Annotated in this window: 15 protein-coding genes and 4 pseudogenes; 10 read left to right on the top strand and 9 right to left on the bottom strand. The window is 50.8% G+C overall.

Annotated features, from left to right (window positions below):
* Positions 1 to 113: 113 nt before the first annotated feature.
* Positions 114 to 428, bottom strand: a complete 315-nt coding sequence (locus tag LH51_RS08635) for an ArsR/SmtB family transcription factor (RefSeq protein WP_036521546.1) — start codon at positions 426 to 428, stop codon at positions 114 to 116.
* A gap of 111 nt (positions 429 to 539) precedes the next feature.
* Here LH51_RS08635 and LH51_RS08630 point away from each other — a divergent pair, with 111 nt between their 5' ends.
* The 3 genes and pseudogenes from LH51_RS08630 to LH51_RS08620 all read left to right on the top strand — a co-directional run bounded on the left by LH51_RS08630 (position 540) and on the right by LH51_RS08620 (position 4,118).
* Positions 540 to 1,574, top strand: a complete 1,035-nt coding sequence (locus LH51_RS08630; RefSeq protein ID WP_036521543.1) for a permease — start codon at positions 540 to 542, stop codon at positions 1,572 to 1,574.
* A 12-nt stretch (positions 1,575 to 1,586) separates the two neighbouring features.
* Positions 1,587 to 2,861 (top strand): annotated as a pseudogene (locus LH51_RS08625) (ISL3 family transposase).
* A 220-nt stretch (positions 2,862 to 3,081) separates the two neighbouring features.
* Positions 3,082 to 4,118: pseudogene (locus tag LH51_RS08620) on the top strand (NADP(H)-dependent aldo-keto reductase).
* Positions 4,119 to 4,159: 41 nt separating this feature from the next.
* On the opposite strand, the gene LH51_RS08615 reads toward LH51_RS08620, so the two are convergent.
* The 3 genes from LH51_RS08615 to LH51_RS08605 all read right to left on the bottom strand — a co-directional run bounded on the left by LH51_RS08615 (position 4,160) and on the right by LH51_RS08605 (position 7,679).
* Complete coding sequence (locus tag LH51_RS08615; protein ID WP_235263620.1) at positions 4,160 to 5,059, bottom strand: DMT family transporter; 900 nt, start codon at positions 5,057 to 5,059, stop codon at positions 4,160 to 4,162.
* Between the two features lie 61 nt (positions 5,060 to 5,120).
* A complete protein-coding gene (locus LH51_RS08610) occupies positions 5,121 to 6,347 on the bottom strand; it encodes an EAL and HDOD domain-containing protein (RefSeq protein WP_036521541.1) in 1,227 nt (408 codons plus the stop codon).
* 192 nt (positions 6,348 to 6,539) lie between these two features.
* Positions 6,540 to 7,679, bottom strand: coding sequence for a PQQ-dependent sugar dehydrogenase (locus LH51_RS08605; RefSeq protein WP_200881930.1), 1,140 nt, complete (start codon positions 7,677 to 7,679; stop codon positions 6,540 to 6,542).
* 155 nt (positions 7,680 to 7,834) lie between these two features.
* On the opposite strand from LH51_RS08605, the pseudogene LH51_RS08600 reads away from it, so the two are divergent.
* From LH51_RS08600 to LH51_RS08590, 3 genes and pseudogenes are all read left to right on the top strand, one after another.
* Positions 7,835 to 8,841: pseudogene (locus LH51_RS08600) on the top strand (DctP family TRAP transporter solute-binding subunit).
* 118 nt (positions 8,842 to 8,959) lie between these two features.
* Positions 8,960 to 9,444, top strand: a pseudogene (locus tag LH51_RS24730) (TRAP transporter small permease).
* Complete coding sequence (locus LH51_RS08590; protein ID WP_036521537.1) at positions 9,441 to 10,745, top strand: TRAP transporter large permease; 1,305 nt, start codon at positions 9,441 to 9,443, stop codon at positions 10,743 to 10,745. The pseudogene LH51_RS24730 and the gene LH51_RS08590 overlap by 4 nt, the downstream one beginning before the upstream one ends.
* Positions 10,746 to 10,786: 41 nt before the next feature.
* Here the strand turns inward: LH51_RS08590 and LH51_RS08585 are convergent, their stop codons facing one another.
* Positions 10,787 to 11,695 carry a ZIP family metal transporter gene (locus tag LH51_RS08585; protein ID WP_268746548.1) on the bottom strand — a complete coding sequence of 303 codons (909 nt, stop codon included), beginning with the start codon at positions 11,693 to 11,695 and terminating at the stop codon, positions 10,787 to 10,789.
* Positions 11,696 to 11,854: 159 nt separating this feature from the next.
* Between LH51_RS08585 and LH51_RS08580 the strand changes: the two genes are divergently transcribed.
* From LH51_RS08580 to LH51_RS08570, 3 genes are all read left to right on the top strand, one after another.
* Positions 11,855 to 12,802 carry a DMT family transporter gene (locus LH51_RS08580; protein ID WP_081960741.1) on the top strand — a complete coding sequence of 316 codons (948 nt, stop codon included), beginning with the start codon at positions 11,855 to 11,857 and terminating at the stop codon, positions 12,800 to 12,802.
* 124 nt (positions 12,803 to 12,926) lie between these two features.
* Positions 12,927 to 13,979: an ABC transporter substrate-binding protein gene (locus LH51_RS08575; protein WP_144244222.1), complete on the top strand. Its 1,053-nt coding sequence runs from the start codon at positions 12,927 to 12,929 to the stop codon at positions 13,977 to 13,979.
* Complete coding sequence (locus tag LH51_RS08570; RefSeq protein ID WP_052063595.1) at positions 13,960 to 15,405, top strand: sensor domain-containing diguanylate cyclase; 1,446 nt, start codon at positions 13,960 to 13,962, stop codon at positions 15,403 to 15,405. Before LH51_RS08575 ends, LH51_RS08570 begins: the two co-directional genes overlap by 20 nt.
* Before the next feature lie 31 nt (positions 15,406 to 15,436).
* Here the strand turns inward: LH51_RS08570 and LH51_RS08565 are convergent, their stop codons facing one another.
* Entirely contained in the window at positions 15,437 to 17,560 is a 2,124-nt protein-coding gene (locus tag LH51_RS08565; RefSeq protein ID WP_036521534.1) for a methyl-accepting chemotaxis protein, read from the bottom strand.
* 178 nt (positions 17,561 to 17,738) lie between these two features.
* On the opposite strand from LH51_RS08565, the gene LH51_RS08560 reads away from it, so the two are divergent.
* The gene (locus LH51_RS08560; RefSeq protein WP_036521531.1) at positions 17,739 to 18,593 is read left to right on the top strand and encodes an urea carboxylase-associated family protein; all 855 of its coding nucleotides are present in this window, start codon (positions 17,739 to 17,741) and stop codon (positions 18,591 to 18,593) included.
* On the opposite strand, the gene LH51_RS08555 is transcribed toward LH51_RS08560, so the two are convergent.
* The 3 genes from LH51_RS08555 to ybaK are packed head-to-tail and all read right to left on the bottom strand — an operon-like array spanning position 18,581 to position 20,495.
* Entirely contained in the window at positions 18,581 to 19,519 is a 939-nt protein-coding gene (locus tag LH51_RS08555) for a ketopantoate reductase family protein (protein ID WP_036521529.1), read from the bottom strand. The two genes, LH51_RS08560 and LH51_RS08555, sit on opposite strands and share 13 nt — an antisense overlap.
* 10 nt (positions 19,520 to 19,529) lie before the next feature.
* On the bottom strand, positions 19,530 to 19,994 hold the full coding sequence (locus LH51_RS08550) for a YaiI/YqxD family protein (protein WP_036521526.1): 465 nt from the start codon (positions 19,992 to 19,994) through the stop codon (positions 19,530 to 19,532).
* A gap of 27 nt (positions 19,995 to 20,021) precedes the next feature.
* On the bottom strand, positions 20,022 to 20,495 hold the full coding sequence (gene ybaK / locus LH51_RS08545) for a Cys-tRNA(Pro) deacylase (protein WP_036521574.1): 474 nt from the start codon (positions 20,493 to 20,495) through the stop codon (positions 20,022 to 20,024).
* Between the last annotated feature and the right edge of the window lie 60 nt (positions 20,496 to 20,555).

Below are 20,555 nucleotides of genomic sequence, written 5' to 3'. Positions count from 1 at the left end.
ATTATCTGATTGATCCTCTTCAGCCTACTCTACTGCCAATTTTCTGTTTCCACCTTACGCCTGAGTCTTCATAGCGATGCTGACTAGGGAGGGCAGCGAGAGCTGGGCAAGCGTCAAAGCGGTTCTGGATCATGCGCAATCCGGACACCTGCACAACATTCCTCTTGTAAGAAACCGATCAAATTCTCTAGGTGCTCATACTCGGGTATACAGACAATCGTGCGGCTATGTTTCTCCTGCCGGATCAGCCCTACCTTGGCCATGCGCGCAAGGTGATGTGATAGCGTCGAAGCAGGAATACCCAGCCCCTTCTGGATATCTCCGACCGAAGCCCCATCATGGCCAGCTTTGACCAGAAAGCGGAACACGGACAGTCGGTGACTATTCCCTAGCTCAGCTAAGCTGGCTGCAACCTTTTCGTGATCCATAGCACGCCCCAATAATTTGATATTTCTAGAATTATAGTTGACAGGTCGGATAAACGCAATTAGGCTGCGCACATCGTTTCGACAAAACTAGAAATATAGGAGTAATGTTGGATGTCACCTCAACTCCAAGACGCTCTAGGCATGTTCGCCTTTCTCGCTATCGAGCTATCGGTTTTATTCATTGGCATTAGCTTGCTGGTCGGAGTTCTTCAACGTCACATCCCACCATCCAAGGTGGAAGCATTACTGACTTCCAGTGGGAAGCGAGGCTATTTTCTTGCTGCTGGTTTAGGAGCTATAACGCCCTTCTGTAGTTGCTCGACTATCCCCATGTTGAAAGGGTTGATTCGGGCACGGGCCGGGTTTGGGCCGATGATGGTATTTCTTTTCTCATCTCCGTTGCTGAATCCTATCGTCGTCGGCCTGCTGGTTGCCACGTTTGGATGGACACTTACTGCTATCTATGTGCTCGCCGCTTTGGTGGTCGCGGTAGGTGCCGGATGGCTGCTTCACACGCTTGGCTTCGAGCGTTATGTGCGCCGGACGGCGACACAAGAGAGCAGTGGATGTAGTTCATCAGCAAGCCCGTGCGGTGCTACACCGACCGCATCGAGTTGCGGTACCAACAGCTGCGACACCACTCCGAAGACGGCTTCTTGCGGGGCTGATAGGAAGACAACAGTCTCTACGTCTAGCGAATGCTGTGACAGTCAACCCACTGTCACGGTTAAGAAAGAAGGGAAATACAGTGGTGTGTGGCGGGAAGCTTGGTCGGACTTTATCGATGTGTTGCCTTACCTGCTCATCGGTATTGCGATTGGCAGCGTGATCTATGGTTTCATGCCCACTGACTTATTGGAGCAGTATGCAGGCCCAGATAATCCCTTTGCCATTCCAGTTGCCGCTGTCATCGGCGTGCCGTTGTATATTCGCGCTGAAGCCGTCATACCGCTGGCAGCGGCTCTGATGGCCAAAGGCGTGGGTGCCGGGACGGTGCTAGCGTTGATCATCGGAAGTGCCGGAGCCAGCCTGACTGAGCTCATTCTGTTGCGCTCTTTGTTCACGCTGAAGCTTTTAGCGGCGTTTTTAGCAGTCATCTTTGCTATGGCGATGATTGCCGGTTACGCCACCTACCTGTTTTTCTGATCAAGGCGGGAGATGATTAATTCGTTAAGTCTTCCTGGGTACCAGTTGGTGGATTCTGAGGAGCAGAATGACGACATACATTTTCGGCTTGAAGCACCTACACCAATAGCCTGCGAGGGGTGCGGCGTGCAGGGTGAGTTCGTGCGGTTCGGCAAGCGTGATGTTCCCTATCGTGACCTGCCCATCCACGGCAAGCGGGTCATCCTCTGGGTGGTTCGTCGCCGGTACACCTGCCGGGCCTGCAAGACCACCTTCAGGCCCCAGCTACCGGAGATGGTGGACGGCTTCCGCATGACGCTGCGGTTGCATGAGTACGTGGAGAAGGAAGCCTTCAATCACCCTACGCCTACGTGGCTGATACCACGGGCCTGGACGAGAAGACGGTACGCGACATTTTCAACGCCCGCGCCGAATTCCTGGGGCGCTGGCACCGCTTCGAGACGCCCCGCATTCTCGGCATTGACGAGTTGTACCTGAACAAGCGCTACCGCTGCATCCTGACCAACATCGAGGAGAGGACCCTGCTCGACCTGCTGGCCACCCGCCGTCAGGACGTGGTGACCAACTACCTGATGAAGATGAAAGACCGGCAGAAGGTCAAGATCGTCAGCATGGACATGTGGAACCCCTACCGAGCAGCGGTCAAGGCGGTGCTGCCACAGGCCCGCATCGTGGTCGATAAGTTCCATGTGGTGCGCATGGCCAACGATGCTCTGGAGAAGGTGCGCAAGGGCCTCAGGAAGGAGCTGAAACCCTCCCAAAGCCGAACCCTGAAGGGAGACCGAAAAATCCTGCTGAAACGCGCTCACGAAGTCTCAGGCCGGGAACGGCTGATCATGGAGACCTGGACAGGCGCATTCCCGCAACTGCTGGCCGCCTACGAGCATAAGGAACGCTTCTACGGCATCTGGGACGCCACCACACGGCCCCAGGCAGAAGCCGTCATGGACGAGTGGATAGCCACCATCCGAAAGACCAGAGGGAAATCTGGAGCGATCTGGTCAGGGCGGCGGGCAACTGGCGCGAAGAGATCATGACCTACTTCGAGACGGACATGCCCGTCACCAACGCCTATACGGAGTCGATCAACCGACTGGCGAAGGACAAGAACCGTGAAGGGCGTGGTTACACCTTCGAGGTGATGCGGGCACGAATGCTCTACACTACGAAGCACAAGAAGAAGGCGCCGACTGCGAAGGTCTCTCCGTTCTACAAAAAAAACCTCAGTTACGGACTGCCGGACTTCGCAGAGGAACTCAACTACGGGTCGATCTATCAACCATCTGAAAATGGTATAAGGTTGGTGGGGTGAAAGTGCCCCATCAACCATTAAATCCGTATACCCCAGATTTGGATTAAATACTCAGGCTGAGCTATAAGGATAATTACGCGACGATCATCTTGAATGCTCTTGAAGCGTATTTATTTAGCGCCTTGACAGGAAACGCTGCATAAATATAGTCTGCTAAGCACATGCAAGACTTAACCCCTTAAAAAAGATGGTGTTATGCAATACAGACCGCTCGGAAACACAGATCTAACCCTCTCTGCACTCACCCTGGGCACCATGACCTGGGGCGAGCAAAACACAGAGAAAGAAGCTCATGCTCAGATCGATATGGCATTAGATGCCGGGATCAACTGCCTGGATGCCGCTGAAATGTATCCAGTGCCACCCAAGGCCGATACCCAGGGGCGCACTGAAGCCTTTATCGGTTCCTGGCTGGCAAACAAGCAACAGCGGGATCGCATAATCCTTGCCACTAAAATCACTGGTCCAGGTGATAGCTTTCACTATCTGCGCAACGGCACACGACTCAATCGCGAGCAAATTATGGCCGCCGCTGATGCCAGCTTGAAACGCCTGCAAACAGACTATATTGATCTGTATCAAATTCACTGGCCAGAGCGACAAACCAATTTTTTTGGCAAACTGGGTTACCGCCATCAACCAGATGAGCAGGTGGTACCGATTGAAGAAACCCTGCGGGCTTGCGAGGAACTGGTCAGCAGCGGCAAGGTACGTCATATCGGCATTTCCAACGAAACGCCTTGGGGCTGCATGAATACTTGCGACTCAGCGAAGTACATAACCTGCCCAGAGTGGTTTCGGTCCAGAATCCGTACAACCTATTGAACAGAACCTACGAAGTTGGACTGGCAGAAATGTCGATCCGTGAACAGGTGGGCTTGTTAGCTTACTCTCCGCTGGCATTTGGTGTGCTAAGTGGTAAATACCTCGACGGACAACGCCCTGCTGGCGCTCGTCTGACACTGTTCGAACGCTTCCAGCGCTACACTTCACCTCTGGCCGAGCAGGTCACCACAGCCTATGTTGAACTGGCTAAGCAACACAACCTCAGCCCAACTCAGATGGCACTTGCATTCGTCACTCAGCAACCTTTTGTCACCAGTAATATCATCGGTGCCACATCCCTTGAGCAACTAAAAGAAAACCTCGACTCCAGCACGGTCCGCTTAAGTGATGAACTCCTCAACGCCATCGAACAAATCCACACCCAACACCCCAACCCCTGCCCTTAACCCTAAAAAGGGGTCAGTGCCCTTTTTACTACTGATACCTTTTAGGCAAGGATGACGCAGAGGGCGCCTATTACAATCAGTAATAGGCCGATCAGATCCCGACGGCTCAGGGACTCACGAAACCAGCGGGCAGATATGATCAGGGTAAACAGGATTTCAATCTGCCCCAGGGTTTTGACCAGTGCAACGGTTTCCAGGCTCATAGCAGTAAACCAACCTAATGAACCGAAGAAACTGCACAGACTGATGGCACAAGTCAGCCGAGGGCGCTGCCACAAGGCTGATAAGGTAGCGGGTTCACGGAGCACAACCCAACACAGCAATATAGCCGTCTGCGCCAGGATCACGCACAAAAGCACCCAGGCCGCGCTGTGCAGGAAAGGCAGACCCAGCATCAAGCTTGCTTCGCGCACCAGTAGCGTCGTCAACGCAAAACACAGACCGCTACCCAATCCGGTTATCAGTGTGGGTAACGAGACCGATGTAAGACTGGCGGGATTTGCCATCAACCAAATGGCCAGGCCACCAATCAGAACACCCAACCAGGCCAAGGGTGTCAGTAAGGCACTGAAAAACAGCGCACCCAACACTGCTGCAATCACTGCCTCACTTTTTGCCAGCCCTACCCCAATTGCATAATTTCGCAACCGAAACAGCATGACCATCAACACAGTTGCTGCAATCTGCGCCAGCGATGCCAGTAAAATCAATAGCCAGTAGTGCTGATTCAATACCGGCAGCTCAGCTTCCCCTAACTGGTAGAGCAGCAGCAAATATACAGCGGCCAAAGGCCCTGCATAAATAAAGCGTGCCAGCGTCACCCCGACGCTGCCAACCTCCTGGCTTAAATGTTTCTGAAACGCATTGCGCCAAGCCTGCATAAAGGCCGCAAATAATGTAAAGGGTATCCAAAGCATGGTAATAAAGATTCCGGCCAGCATTGCTAATGTTTCAGGTTACGCTCTGCCAGTACTCAAGCTGTAAAAGGGTACTGATCCCTTATTATATACTCTCCAGCCCAACAAGGGTTTCGCTGGCCCAGCTACGGCTTTCAAGGTAGTAGTGATTCAGCTTGGTAATCGCCTGATCATTTAGTGTATTCAGGCTCGCTGCTTCATATGCCATGACCAGCTTCAGTATTTTTCCTAACTGGCCACCCTGCCCCATTAGCGCAGATTTGACCTGGGAACTCAGCGGCATCTGTTTGCAGAACTCCTCCAGGTTTTGATTGAACATCAAGCTGGCCATCGACAGTAACCCCGTCATAAAAGCCGACTCCGGGCTTTGATGGTAATCCTTTGCCAAACGCTCACACATGGCTGCACGAGTGAGCATTTCAGGTAACATCAACATATTGAAGGGATCATCATTTGCTAATACCAGCGACATTACCAAGGCTCTCAAACGCTTTAATCCCAATAGCAGCATGGCTTGTCGCAAGCTATCTATTTCATGGAGGCGTTGGTAACGTACTGAGTTGATCATGCGCAGTAAACGGATGCAAAGCAGCGGATCCTGCGCCAAGAGTTTTTCCAGCACATCAAAATCAACATCCGGCTTCTGTAACTCACCCAAAAGCTGCAACTGCGCCCCTTGATTTCGTCCGCGATTTACAGCGGCAGAGCCTTTAACCGTTGGATGTGCATAGAAATAGCCCTGAAACAGGCTAAATCCCATATCACGACAGGTTTCAAAGCTCTCCCGATCCTCCACCTTTTCAGCTAGTAACCGGATCCCTTTTGCTTTGTATATATCTAACTCGCCTGCTTTAGGTGGCTGCTCGAGCATATCTAACTTAATAATATCGGCTATATCCAGCAATGGACGCGTTTGCGGTGTTAACACAAAATCATCCAGTGCCAGGGTATAGCCACGCGCCTTAACTTCATAAAGCGCTTGCATCACTTCAGGATCACCTTCAACATTTTCAAGCACTTCGATTACTACCTGTTCAACATCAGGTGGCAGTAAATCAGGCTTTAACAGCCAATCACGAGGGGCATTGAAAAAGAGTTTTCGACTGCCACAGAGGGCCTCTATGCCCGTTTCGTAGAAGGCCGCGTTACAGGCTCTCGCTGTTGCCATCACAGGGTCATCGATAACAGCTGAAACAGCTCCAGAGCTGGCACGATAAAGCAGCTCGTCGGCTACATGCGAAAGCTGTGAATCACAAATGGGTTGCAGTGCAATACAGTAGGCGTTTCGTGTAGCAGGCTTAACTGATGTCATTTGAGGCAATTTTCCCTGTAGAGCAACTAAAAAACGCTAGCAAAATACCTTTATCTTAAGCAGGATTTTCAAGGAGAAGTAGATAACTTTACTACTCAATATAGTATATATAACTCAATCCTGATAAATGCACACTATTACTATTAATTACTATTGATTACCTTCTTGAAATAGACCAACCAGTTTGTGCGATCAATCATTGGCTGGTCTTAAGCGCACCACCTGACCACGGGTTTCATCAGTGAGTAACCACAAGATGCCATCCGGTGACTGACGTATATCGCGTATCCGCTGACCAAACCCCTGTAAAAAGCGCTCTTCTTCCTGCAAATGATACTCGCCCTGCACATAGGTGACAGATACCCGCGAAATCAACCGGTCTTTCAGCGCTCCATTGAGCAGCTGTCCTTGCCAGGCCGGGAACTCATCACCCGTATAAAAGGTGATCCCACTAGGTGCGATTGATGGCGTCCAATGCAATAAGGGGGACTCCATCCCAGGCTGTTCACTATGTGGGGTAATTTCTGTGCCAATGTAATTGACACCCTGGGTCACTTCTGGCCAGCCATAATTCAATCCGGCTTGTATCCGGTTGATTTCATCACCTCCGCGAGGGCCATGCTCACTCGACCAGACATCACCGGTGTCCGGGTGTAGCGTAATACCCTGTGGGTTACGGTTACCCAGCGTATATATCTCGTCGTGCACTTCAGCATCATCCACAAACGGATTGTCGGCTGGCACGGAACCATCATCATGCAAGCGAATAATACTGCCTGCATGATCGCGCCCCTGCTGGGCACGCTGCATATCCCCACGATCTCCTACTGACAGATACAGGAAACCAGCCTGATCAAACACCATCCGCCCACCAAAGTGACGACCACCTGAGGAGCGCGGCAGGGCTTCAAAAATCGTTACTACCTCATGCAGTGCATGGTCTTGCAAGCGTGCCCGCAGCACTCGCGTCGTCAGGCCTTCGTCGGTAGCATCTGAGTAAGACAGATAGATAAGCTGATTGTTTTCATAATCCGGGTGCAGTGCCACATCCAGCAAACCACCCTGACCTGTAGCAGCAACCTCGGGCACACCCGTTATAGGGTCAGGGTGTAGCTGATCATTGTGTAGCAAACGTAAACGACCCTCCCGCTCTGTGATTAACTGATCACCGGAGGGTAAAAACGCAATCGACCATGGATGATGCAGCCCTTCAGCCACTACCTCAATCCTCACTCGATGCTCTTCAGTCTGAAGCTGCATCCCTGCCTGCAGAGAGGCAGATATCAAGGTCCCTATCAGTAAACTGAGCATTCCAGTAGTAGAAATACGCATACTCACCTCATTAATTAAAACGGTTTAACCACTTACTGGCTTTCAAATTCTTCGAGCGTCTTCTAATATTAGCGGGTCATTTGAAAACAGGGAGGAATTTAATTCGAACACTGCCTCCACAATAAGAACTGAATGCAATTATTTAAGGATAGAAAATGAAACTTAAAAAACAACTGACAGCCCTCGCCGCAGCGGCCTGCTTTTCGATGAGCGCAACCTCATTTGCTCAGGAAACACGCGAGTTTTCAGTATCGACCGTTTTGGGTGATGCCTTCCCTTGGGGGCAAGCTGCCACTAAATGGGCCGAACTGGTTGAAGAGCGCTCTGAGGGGCGGATGAAGCTTACCGTGTATCCGAATGCCCAACTGGTATCCGGCGATCAGACACGCGAATTTTCTGCTATGCGTAGCGGGCTGATCGATATGGCAGTAGCCTCGACTATTAACTGGTCACCCCAGGTACCAGAACTCAATTTGTTCTCTTTGCCCTTTTTGATGCCGGATGAAGCCGCTATTGATGCCATAACCCAGGCGCAACCGGTGAGGCTATTTTTGCTGCCATTGAACGCCGCGGAGTGATCCCGCTTGGCTGGGGTGAAAATGGTTTTCGTGAGCTGTCCAACTCACGTTCAGCCATCACTGAACCGGCAGATATGCAGGGCTTAAAAGTACGTGTTGTCGGCTCGCCGCTGTTCCTTGATACCTTTAACACCCTGGGTGCCAACCCGACTCAGATGAGCTGGGCCGATGCAAAACCAGCCCTGACAACCGGTGCTGTTGACGGTCAGGAAAACCCCTTGTCAGTATTTGATGTGGCACGTATTGATCAGGTAGGTCAGGAACATTTGACCCTGTGGCGCTATATGGCTGACCCACTCATTTTTGGTGTAAACCAGCGTGTATGGAGTTCTTTATCAGCGGAAGACCAGCAGATACTGCGTGAAACTGCGCAGGAAGCCGGAGCCTGGGAAATTGAAAAATCCCGTGCCGAGTTAGCAGAAACTCTGGAGCGTATTAAAGAACGTGGGGTTTCTGTTGTTGAACTGACGCCAGAGCAACATAAAGCGTTTGTTGACGCCACACAGGCTGTGTATGAAAAATGGATACCACGCATCGGTGAAGATCTGGTAGAGCAGGCACAAGCCGCTATTAACGCTCGCTGAGCTTCTTGCACCTTGTAAGCATCGTGTATAAGTGCCACGTGTAAGTGTCATATAAGGACCGTGTCCGGTTGCAGTAGCGGACACGGTCAATTTAGTTTACTGCCGACTCAACTTTATCATGTCTAAACCTAAATCACGTCCCGAAGCCTGGCTCGCTGCCTTGGCACTGACTATTATTTGCCTGATCAGTCTGGGAAATGTAGTGGTTCGTTATACCACCAATGCATCCTTCGCCTTTACTGAAGAATTCTCGGTATTTCTATTGGTGGTACTGACCTTTGCGGGTGCTGCCGTGGCAGCCAGACAACATGATCATATCCGTATTATTGTTCTTGAAGAAAATTTACCGCACAAGCTAAAGCGCCCACTGTATCTGTTGCAGTGGCGCTTAGCGTATTACTACTCGGCCTGATTGCCTGGTATGGTGGCCTACTAACCTACGAAGAGTATAACTGGGAGTCTTTATCGCCTGGATTAGGCTATCCCACCTGGATCTATATCATCTGGCTACCACTTCTGAGCTTAGCCATTATTTTTCGGTTGACGCAAAGTCTGATTGAACGCTGGAAGCAGAGTTTGGCTGCTGAACAGGAGGATGTATGAGTCCAGACATCTGGATGTTGGTGGTATTTGGTATTACCATGCTATTGGGTATTCCGGTCGCCTTTGCACTCGGACTGGGAGGCGCTGCTGGCATTATCGCGGGCTTGTCTCCCGATATGCTGGCCACCCTGGGAACCAATACCTATAACAGTATTGCCAAATACCCCTTGATTGCGATTCCTTTGTTTATACTCACCGGTCTGATTTTTGAACGCGCGGGTGTTGCAGCAAGTCTGGTCCGCTTTGCCCAGTCACTCATCGGACCTCGCCATGGCGGTCTGGCACTGGTTGCGGTGCTGGTTTGTCTGATCATGGGCGGCATGAGTGGCTCAGGTCCTGCCGATGCGGCGGCGGTTGCCATGGTGATGCTCCCCAGCATGACCAAAGCGGGTTACCCTAAACCTTTTTCCGCTTCCCTGATCGCGGCTTCGGCCTCCACAGCTATTCTCATTCCACCTTCAATTGCCTTAATCCTCTACTCAGTGGTCATGCCGGGAGTAGACCTTAGAGCGCTTTTTGCGGCAGGACTTTTTCCGGGTATATTGGCAGGCCTTTCATTGCTTTTACCCGCCTGGTGGTTATCCCGCCGCTACGGCTGGGAAGACCCGAACAGCGATGACCGTCCAGACATCAAAGATAGCTTTATTAAAGCCTTACCTGCTCTTTTTGCTCCGGTACTGATTCTGGGTGGCCTGCGCTCCGGATTATTCACTCCCACAGAAGCGGCGGTTGTCGCCGTAACTTATGGCCTGATAATCGGTGTATTTATCTATAAACAGCTCGATCCGCGCAGCTTGTTGGATATGATGACAGAAGCCGGAAAAATTTCCGGGGTTGTTATGATCATCATCTCACTGGCAGGTATTTTTGCCTGGGCCGGAACAACGTTGGGAACGTTCAGTTCATTGGCCAACGCGATGCTGTCGATCTCGGACAATTCCTGGATTCTACTGCTGTTGATCATGCTACTGGTATTACTGGCAGGGATGTTGCTGGATGCCGTTTCGATCTATCTGATCATCACCCCCATTTTAATCCCACTGATACATCATTTTGAGTGGAACCCGGTCTGGTTCGGTATCTTGCTGGCGATGAATATTGCCATAGGGCAGTTTACACCACCCGTTGCGGTAAACCTGATGGTGACCACCAAAGTTGCCAACATCCGTCTGGAGAAAACCTTTCTCTGGTCGTTGCTGTTTATGGTAACCATGTTTTCTGCCCTGCTACTGGTGATGCTGATACCGGGTATTGCACTCTGGTTACCCGACAAGCTGGGATTTGTTGTTGGTCCCTGGTAATCCTTCCCCTCTCCTTCAGGCATAACTTTGAGGGGGAGGCGTTAGCCCAGTGCGATACCGATAGCCGTCATCACCACAAAACCCAGTAACACACCAAAGGTTGCTTTACTCTGATGCCCCTTGCTATGTGACTCCGGAATAATCTCATGACTGATAACAAACAGCATGGCACCCGCAGCAAACGCAAGTGCGAAGGGCATCATCAAATCAACCAGGCTGACGGCCACTACACCTATTAAACCGCCCAGAGGCTGCACCAAGCCCGTTATCAAGGTCACACCAAAAGCCGTCATTCGGGAGTAACCCAATGACATCAAAGCAATAGCTACAACCAGCCCTTCAGGCATATTCTGTAGCCCGATACCAATGGCCAAAGCAACGCCACTGGCCAGATCATTACCGCCAAAACCCACACCAACAGCGAGCCCCTCTGGCAGATTGTGCAGCGCAATGGCCATAATAAATAACCAGACCCGACGAATTTTAATATGGTCAGCTCCCGACTCAGGCCCCAAAATAAAATGCTCATGCGGGACATATTTATGCAAGGCCAACAACAATAACCCACCCGCGGCAATACCAACTGTCAGTATCAGAATTGTCACCCAGGCGGGGCCGAACAGAGTATCCGCATGATCGATAGCGGGTAGTACTAACTCATAAGCGGTAGCCGCCAGCATGACACCTGCACCAAATCCCATCAGAGAATCTTCAATACTGCGTGACAGTTGTTTAATAAAGAAGATGGGGATAGCGCCTACGGCGGTAAACAAACCGGCAATCAGACTCGCCAATAAACCCAGTTGCAGCGTCGAAAGATTTTCCAGGCGTTGTTCCAAATGAGGCCAGAACTCCGCCAACAAAACGACAAACAACAACAGTGACAGGATGCTGACCAGAGCAACCCGGTAGGGAGGCATAGCAACCGGTAGGATACGTCGTTTAATCACTCAGTAATATCCTTAAAAATCGTGAGGATAGGAAATAATTTCGTCTGCCAGCAAGCCATCAGATCGGCTTATATAAGCATAAGCGAAGAAGCGCTTGAGAGCCATGCCAGGCTTCCGCTATGATCGCCTGCTTAACGCTCACCAAACCAAGTAGACATCATGCATAACTCAGCCATACAACAGCAAGCCCAGGCAGCCACGGTGGAAGTTAATCCCTCCACAGAAATGAAGCTGGGCATCTTGCTGGTCACAGCGGCAGCCGTAGCCTGGAGCTTTGGTGGTGTGCTTGGGCGCATTGTCACACTGGAAGACAGCTGGGCGATCATTTTTTGGCGCTCAGTATGGGCCTGCCTGTTTTTGCTTGGATTTATGTTGTTTCGCAACAAGTTGCGTGGCACCTACATGATGTTCCGCTACATGGGCTTACCTGGGCTAGCGGTAGCCTTGTGTTTTGCCACCGCCTCTACGTCGTTTATCGTGGCACTCAAATACACGACTGTAGCCAATATACTGCTGATTCAGGCTGGAGTGCCCTTGATTGCCGCCCTGATTGCCTGGATTGTATTTCGCGAAAAAGTCAGCGGGCCCACCTGGCTGGCGATTGCTGTCGTGATTGCTGGCGTCGGGGTGATGGTTTCGGAATCCTTTACTGGTGAAGTATCACCCATCGGAGACTCACTCGCCCTGCTGATCGCTTTTTGTTTTGCAACGGCAACGGTTATTACCCGCCGCTATGCTCATGTGCGCATGGCCCCAGCCGTATGCACTGGCACACTCATAGCCGCTGTTTTCTCTGGCAGCATGGCTACCAGCCTGGTGACCAGCAATTATGACACCGGTCTGCTCTTCGTCTTTGGCGCACTTAATCTGGGGCTGGGGCTCGCCCTGTTTGTCACAGGTGCCCGATTACTCCCTTCCCCGGTTGCCGCATTGATCGGAACAGCCGAGCCCATGCTGGGCCCCTTATGGGTATGGATATTCCTGAGCGAGGTACCCACACGCCTTACCCTGATCGGCGGTGCGATCATCCTGATTGCGCTGATCGCCCACCTGCTCTGGCAGATGGCACACCATCGTCGTGTTCTGGTTGCTGCCACACCCAACTAAAAACATACGTTTGTTTAGAAATACTACTTATAAATAAGTAGCATGCCCCTTGGTATCAAAGTCAGCTATTATGTTCTGTTTGAATATAATTATTGCAATGCAATAAAGAGAACTCCCATTGCTGATGCAAAAATACAAAATTTGTGCTGCTAAGCTATCAAGGCGGCTACTGGCGCTTCTTCTGTTGCTGCATGCACCTAACCTTATTGCCCTTGAGACAGTGCGACTGCAGTTAAAATGGACTCATGCATTTCAGTTTGCCGGCTATTATGCCGCTATCGAACAAGGCTACTACCGCGATGCAGGTCTTGATGTTGAGCTGCTAGAAGGCAAGCCCGGTATTTCTGTAATCAATGAAGTCGCTACGGGACGTGCTGAGTTCGGAGTTGGCACCAGCAGCCTGCTCCTGTCACTGGAACAAGGTGAGCAAATGGCCTTACTGGCTAATATTTTTCAACACTCACCCCAGGTTCTGATCGCCCCCTATCAAACCCCTTATCAAGGCATTCATGACCTCGCCGGTAAAAAATTGATGATTGAGGACGGTGCTGACGAGCTAAAGGCTTATCTAACGAATGAAGGAATACCACCTGGCAGCTACGAACTGATAACACATGATTTCAGTATTGAGTCCTTGTTAAACGGAAGTGTTGATGCCATGTCAGCCTACCTCACCCATGAACTCTACTACCTCAATAAGGCAGGCGTGGATATGCAGATATATACCCCACGTTCGGCTGGCATCGACTTTTATGGGGATAATTTGTTTACCAGTAGAGCCTTTGCCACTGACAACCCTCAGCTCGTTCGTGCATTCACTCAAGCGAGCCTCCGCGGCTGGGACTATGCCCTAAACAACGAGGATGAGATCATTGAGCTAATCCGCTCGGACTATACTCAAGCACATAGCAGTGATTTCATGCGATTTGAAGCTGACGGCATGCAGCAACTTATTCGTCCAGACCTGGTTGAACTGGGATATATCAACCCAGGGCGTTGGCAGCATATTGCAGATACCTATGTAAAACTGGGACTGCTCAGTCAACCACCCGACCTGAGCAACTTTTTTTATTGCCCCTCAGGAAGCTCGACTACAGCGCTGGACACATCTATTAACCCTGGCACTACTGGCAATTGTCATCATCAGCTGTATTACCGTGTATATCTATCGCGTTAACAGGAAGCTGCACCAGCTCCTCACTGAGCAAAAGCGCAATGACAACCTGCAACAGGATCATAATCAAATACTGGGGATGATTGCTGGCGATCACCCGCTGAAATCCATCCTTGAGGCCATTGCACTGAGCGTTGAGCGCTTTAAACCCGGCTGCTTGTGCAGCATTCTATTACTCGATCCCAATAGCAACACGCTAAATCTCGGTGCGGCGCCAAGCTTACCGGATGACTACAACAAGGCCATAGCCAATACACCAGCAAAACCAGGAGCAGGATCTTGTGGTACAGCGGCAGCTACCCGAAAACGTGTGATCGTATCGGACATCCAGACTCACCCTTACTGGAAAAAAGTTAAAGATACAGCTGCAAAAGCCGGTTTATCTGCTTGTTGGTCGGAGCCGATTATGGGTGCAAATAATGAAGTACTTGGCACCTTTGCTATCTACCATGGGCACCCCTGTGAGCCACAAACTGACGATATTCAGCTGATCGAAGATATTGCTCGACTGGCTGAAATTGCCATTGAGCGCAACCATGCACTCAATGCACTAAAAAATAGTGAAGCACGCCACCGCTTGCTGGCTGATCATGCCAGTGATGTTATCTGGACCATGGATCTGAGAGGTCAGTTTACCTATGTCAGCCCATCTGTAGAAAAACTGCGCGGCTTTAGTGTTGCGGAAGTGATGCAGCAGCAGCCAGAACAACTTTTGACCGAATCCTCCGCCAAGGTGATGCGAGAGCAAATACGATTTGCCATGCAGCAAGTCAAACAAGGGCAGCCTTATCCCCCTTACACAGGTGAGATGGAAGAATTCCACAAAGATGGCTCAACTATCTGGACGGAAGTAAAAACCTCCGGGATCTATGATGCGCAAGGCCAGTTTGTAGGGGTTATGGGAGTAACACGTGATCTGACTGAACGCAAAAAAACTGAAGATATAATGCGTTACCTGGCGCAGCATGATCCCCTCACCGGTCTGGCAAATCGTTCTTTATTTGCAGATCGCATTGATCAGGCAATCAAACTGGCAATTCGGGAACAGGGGCACTTCGCACTCTTACTAATCGACCTGAATGATTTTAAACCTGTGAACGACCAACACGGCCATGCTGTGGGCGATAAACTTCTCTGTGCCATAGCCCAGCGTTTGCTGGACTGTGTGCGTGCGTCTGATACTGTGAGTCGTCTGGGCGGAGATGAATTCACCATTCTGCTGCAAGGTATTCATCAGCATAGCGAAGCCGAAGCTGTGAAATTAAAGATCCTGGAGAAGATGCAGCAACCCTTTAAATTGGATGATCTGGAAATTGTCTCCAGTTGCTGCATTGGCATAGCCATTTATCCGCTCGATGGGGAAACGGAAATTGAACTGTCTCAGGTTGCAGATCAGCAGATGTATGCACAAAAACGCCGATTAAAATAACCGGCGTTTTTGTTAGCTCGGATCCACTAGCTCAGACTTTAAACTTGCTCAGCTGCGCTTCCAGCGCATCAGTGATCTGACTCATGGTTTCACTCACTTCACGCACATCACCCGCTAATCCAGCCAAGCGAGCACTGGCATCTTCCACCACGGTAATATTGCGATTAATCTCTTCACTCACCTTGTCCTGCTCTTCAGCCGCTGTAGCAACCTGGGTGACATTGTTAGTGATCAAAGCAATGTTCTTAGCCGCTGACTCCATCTGGTCATAGGCCTGACTGGCATCTGCTACGGTTTTAGACACGCGCTGGGTGCTAGACTCCATATCCTGAACAGAAGCGGCCACTTCTTTCTGCAGGGTTTCTATTAGCGTATGTATCTGCTCTGTGGAGTCCTGGGTACGTTTGGCCAGATTGCGCACTTCATCGGCCACCACCGCAAAACCACGCCCCTGATCACCCGCACGCGCAGCCTCAATTGCCGCATTCAGTGCCAGCAGGTTAGTTTGCTCAGCAATTCCCTGAATCACATCAATCATGCCGTAAATATTCTGGCTGCTTGTTGCAACACTCGCAATACGCTCACTCGCCGCATTGATTTCAGTGGCTACACTGCGCACTTCATCCACAGTATGACGGAAAGCCTCTTTGGCATCCCTCAGGGCATCATTGGAATCTTCGGCCTGCTGCGCGGTACGACTGGCCAAGTCAGCTACTTCATTGGCTGTAGCCGACATTTCTGTCATAGCGGATGCGACGCTTTGCATCTCCTCCTGTTGTGAACGTGTCGCTTCGGCAGTCTGTTGTGAAGCCTGGACCAATGATTCACTCTGCTGACGTAACTCACGCGCCGAGCCATTCAGGTCTCGAATCATCAACCCCAGTTTGGCCGTAAAGGCATTAAAACCATTGGCAATACCGATCAACTCAGCATGGCTGTTCACTTCCAGTTTACGGGTCAGATCGCCTTCAGCGCCAGAAAGGTCTTCTACCAGAGCACGCATACTAACCATAGGCTGGGTAGTGAAACGCAACCACAAGCCCAACAGTATGACCGCCAGCAGCAGAAGAACACCACCCAAGGTCACCATAGTCAGAGCTGTATTTTGAAAGCCACCTACAAGGTTAGCTTTAAGCTCCCGTGTCGCCGCAAATGCAACTGCTGTAGGTATACTCACGACGACAGTCCATTCCTGATCAAAGGCCTCAAATTTAACTGGCGCCCTAACCAAAGTGATATCTCCTACCTCACTCAACGCTCCCTGCATCGACGAAAGAGCTGAATGCAGCTCATTATCAGCCTCACTCAAGCGTTTCCCAGCCTGATCCGAGAAGTCACTACTGGCAATCACTACCCCCTTCCCGCTGATTAAATGAATATCAGATTGCCCATCAAACAGATTCTGCTGATAGTCATTAACCTGTTGTTGAATCACCGGTAGATTGATATCGACGCCTACAACCCCTCTGAACTCCTGATCCACAACCACTGGATAAACCAGAGAGGTCAGGAGTTCAACATGACCCTCTTCTATTTCATAGAGATAGGGCTCCATTAAACAGGGAGCCTGGCGATCACGCGCACACAGGTACCATTCCGATTCCCGGATACCGAAGTCATTTAGAGTATCATCGTATTTGAAACTGCTGTCGGGTGTTGGATAAAACACCAACTCTTCACCGTCACGAATCCAGTACAATTCCAGTACACCAGTATCAGAGGAATGCTCCAGATGCGGGCCGATGTTAAACGCATCCTGCCAATCGTAGCCATCGGGTTCAAAGTGGGCATAAGCCGAACTGATGGATGCATTCGCTGCCAGCGTATCCCGCACCATCTGTTTTACCGTAGAACGTTGAAAGGGTGGAGCATCAGCACCGCTGCCACTGGCAGTCGAGCTGATCATGGTACCCAGTGTATTGGGGACATCATAACTACGGTTGATAAACACCGATACTTCTGTTGCTACAGATGATGCTGAATCATGCAGATTACTGACTACCAGTGACTCAAAAGACGTGGAAGCCTGCTCGACCGCCTCCTGTCCATTTTTTTGCATGGTAAACCAGCCCACCAGAATCACAGCTGTCAGTGTCAGAGTAAGCCCCAGCACAGCCCCCAGAATCAACTTAAACCTAAGCGACCAACTCTTCATTCCCCTAACCTTCATATTTTTTATTGATGGTTTAAAAATAACACATTTATTGGTTAACAAAACGCTATCAAACAACTTTTTGATAGCTATATTGCAGGTTTATTATTTTCAACCTATCCCTCTTCGGTTCAGTTATGGCATATTGCAAGGATGCTTAAAAACCCATCAGGAGTTAGCGATGAAACCTGCAGCACAACATCCCGCACCCGCTGATGCAGCGGAGCGCCAGGCAATCAAACCGGTCATCTGCTATCCGACAGACACCCTGCCGCAAGCAGACATGGACAGTTACCTGAAGGCAAGAACCCAACTCAGTTGCACTGAAACACGGCGTATTCCAGCCAGAGAGGCCAGGGTATTTAAAGTACCCGCCGGGAGTTTTTTCCGTATTCTCAGTGTTGAAGGGCCACAAGTTGGTGATCTGAACCTGTTTAACAGCCATAATCCGGAAGAGCATTTTTATTCCGGCAAAACCCGTGCTCTGCACGGCACGCACCTGTCCACCGGCGATCGCCTTTGGAGCAACTTCCCCTACTTAAGACCCCTGGCAACCATCACCCAGGATACTCTCGACTGGTATGGCTTTGATCAGGATGGTGGCAGTGTGCACGATGTAATAGGTACCCGCTGCGACCCCTATACCCATCAACTCTTAAGTGGAGATGCCTATCACCACTGTTGCCATTCCAATCTCTACCGCGCCTTCAGCGAAGCATCCGGACTGCAAGCCTCGCATGTAGAACGCCTGATTCACGATGTGTTGAATGTGTTTATGTGTACCGGTTTTACTCAGGACACCCATCAGTATTTTATGAAAGCCAGCCCGGTCAGACCGGGCGATTATCTGGAGTTTTTTGCCGAAGTGGACCTGACCGGTGTGCTTTCTGCTTGCCCAGGAGGCGATTGTGGCAGCGAACATTCCAGCGATAAGGTTCCATGCTACCCACTGGAGGTGCAGATTTTTACACCCGCACCAGGCACCCTGGAAGGCTGGCAATCACCTGCACCCTCCAGCTACTGTCACCCTGACTGATTCAATAAGGCATAGACCAGCCGGTTAACAGGCGTATCTATACCCGCCTGCTCACCACGCCGGATAACCGCCCCGCAAATAGCCTCAAGCTCCAGTGGTTTACCTTTTTCATGATCCACAAGCATTGAGGTTTTGATCGCATCAAAATCATTTAACAATGCAATCATCTCATCGATATCGCTATCATTCAGATTGACACTATCCACCTGCGCAACCGCGGCAGTCTCGATCATCATCTGGCGCACGCTTTGACCAAAATAGGGATCCTGAACCAGCTCACGTGTGGTCAGGCCGGTCAGCGCTGATAGCGGATTAACGCCATTGTTTATTAACAGCTTGCGCCAGAGTTCGTGAGCAATATCTGGGGTTACTCGTGCTGGTATGCCGGCATCTATAAACACGCTACTCAAATGCTGTAGCCAGCGATAACTATTACTGTCGACACTGTCGGCCTGAGGCCAAGGCCCCATAATGATTTGTGCGGGTCCATCAGCCGCCACACAGCCAGGTGCGGTAATATGCCCACCTATGCGCACAGCCAGGCCACCCAGGGTACGATCAGCACCAATTTGCGCCGCAATCAATGCCTCATTTTCCACACCGTTTTGTAACGACAGTACGGGCGTTGTAGCTGTTTCCAGCCAGTCAGTCATCCGTACCAGCCAGTCCAGTGTGTCAAATGCCTTAAAACACAGCAGAATCAGATCAAATGCATCCGCCGTATAGCGCGCCAGCACTTCAGTTTCTGACAGTGCAACAACCGGCTGGGCAAAATGTAACTCGGCATGCTCAACTTGCAGTCCTTGCTGTTGCATCACCCGAAGGTGCTCACCACGTGCTACAAAGACCACGTCATGGCCGGCCGCCTGCAAGCGTGCGCCGTAATAGCAACCGATACCGCCCGCCCCTACCACAAGAAAACGCATACCCATCTCCTTAACTGGTTTTTTTCTGTCGCAGATAACGACTGATCAGCTTATCCAACTGTGCCGCAAACGCCTGCCTGTCACGCTGATGCAAAGGCGGTGGTCCACCGGTATGCTCACCACTGCTACGTAGGGTTTCCAAAAAATCGCGCATATTCAGACGCGCACCAATGGAGTCCTTGGTAAACAGCTCTCCCCGCGGGCTGAGCACCTGTACCCCCTTGGCAATTAGCTCCGCCGCCAAGGGAATATCACTGGTGATCACCAGATCGCCCGCATTCGACTGACGCACGATTTCGTTATCCGCCACATCAAAACCTGCCGACACCTGCAGAGTACTGATCCAGTCAGATGCCGGTACGCGCATAGCCTGATTCGCCACCAGTATCAAGGGCAACTCGGTACGCATGGCCGCTTTATAGAGTATCTCTTTAATCACCACCGGACAGGCATCCGCGTCGATCCATATTTTCATAATCAGGTCACTTTCAGTAATAATGAGTCAGGTCTGACTCTGTATGGGTGCAAACACCGCACCGGTCAACGCACTCAGATCATCAGGACTCAAGGCTATTTCAAGCCCCCGGCGCCCGGCACTGACGTAGAGGGTAGTAAATGCCTTGGCCGATGCATCAATCACCGTTTTCAGCCGCTTCTTCTGCCCCAACGGACTTACACCACCGAGCACATAACCGGTGACTTTCTCCACTTGTGCCTTATCCGCCATATCGGCTTTCTTGGCACCTAGCGCCTTGGCCATCAACTTCAGATTGAGCTTACCCGAGACAGGCAGCACCGCCACCGCCAACTGCTTACCATCCAGACACACCACCAGGGTTTTAAAAACCTGATCCGCTGGCAGGTTCAGCTTCTCCACCGCCTCATTACCATAGGACGCCGCACTAGGGTCATGTGTGTAACTAAGCACCTGATGTTCAATAGCGGATTTACGGGCAAGATCTATGGCGGGCGTCATAAGCAGCATCCATCCCATTGGCCTGAAAAAAACAAGCGCTAAGCTTAAACCCAAAACGGC

Origin of the sequence: Nitrincola sp. A-D6 (genome assembly GCF_000764495.1) — a bacterium.
Classification (GTDB): Bacteria; Pseudomonadota; Gammaproteobacteria; order Pseudomonadales; family Balneatricaceae; genus Nitrincola.
The sequence above is the reverse complement of the archived record's forward strand: the minus strand, read 5'-3'. Positions and strand labels throughout refer to the sequence as shown.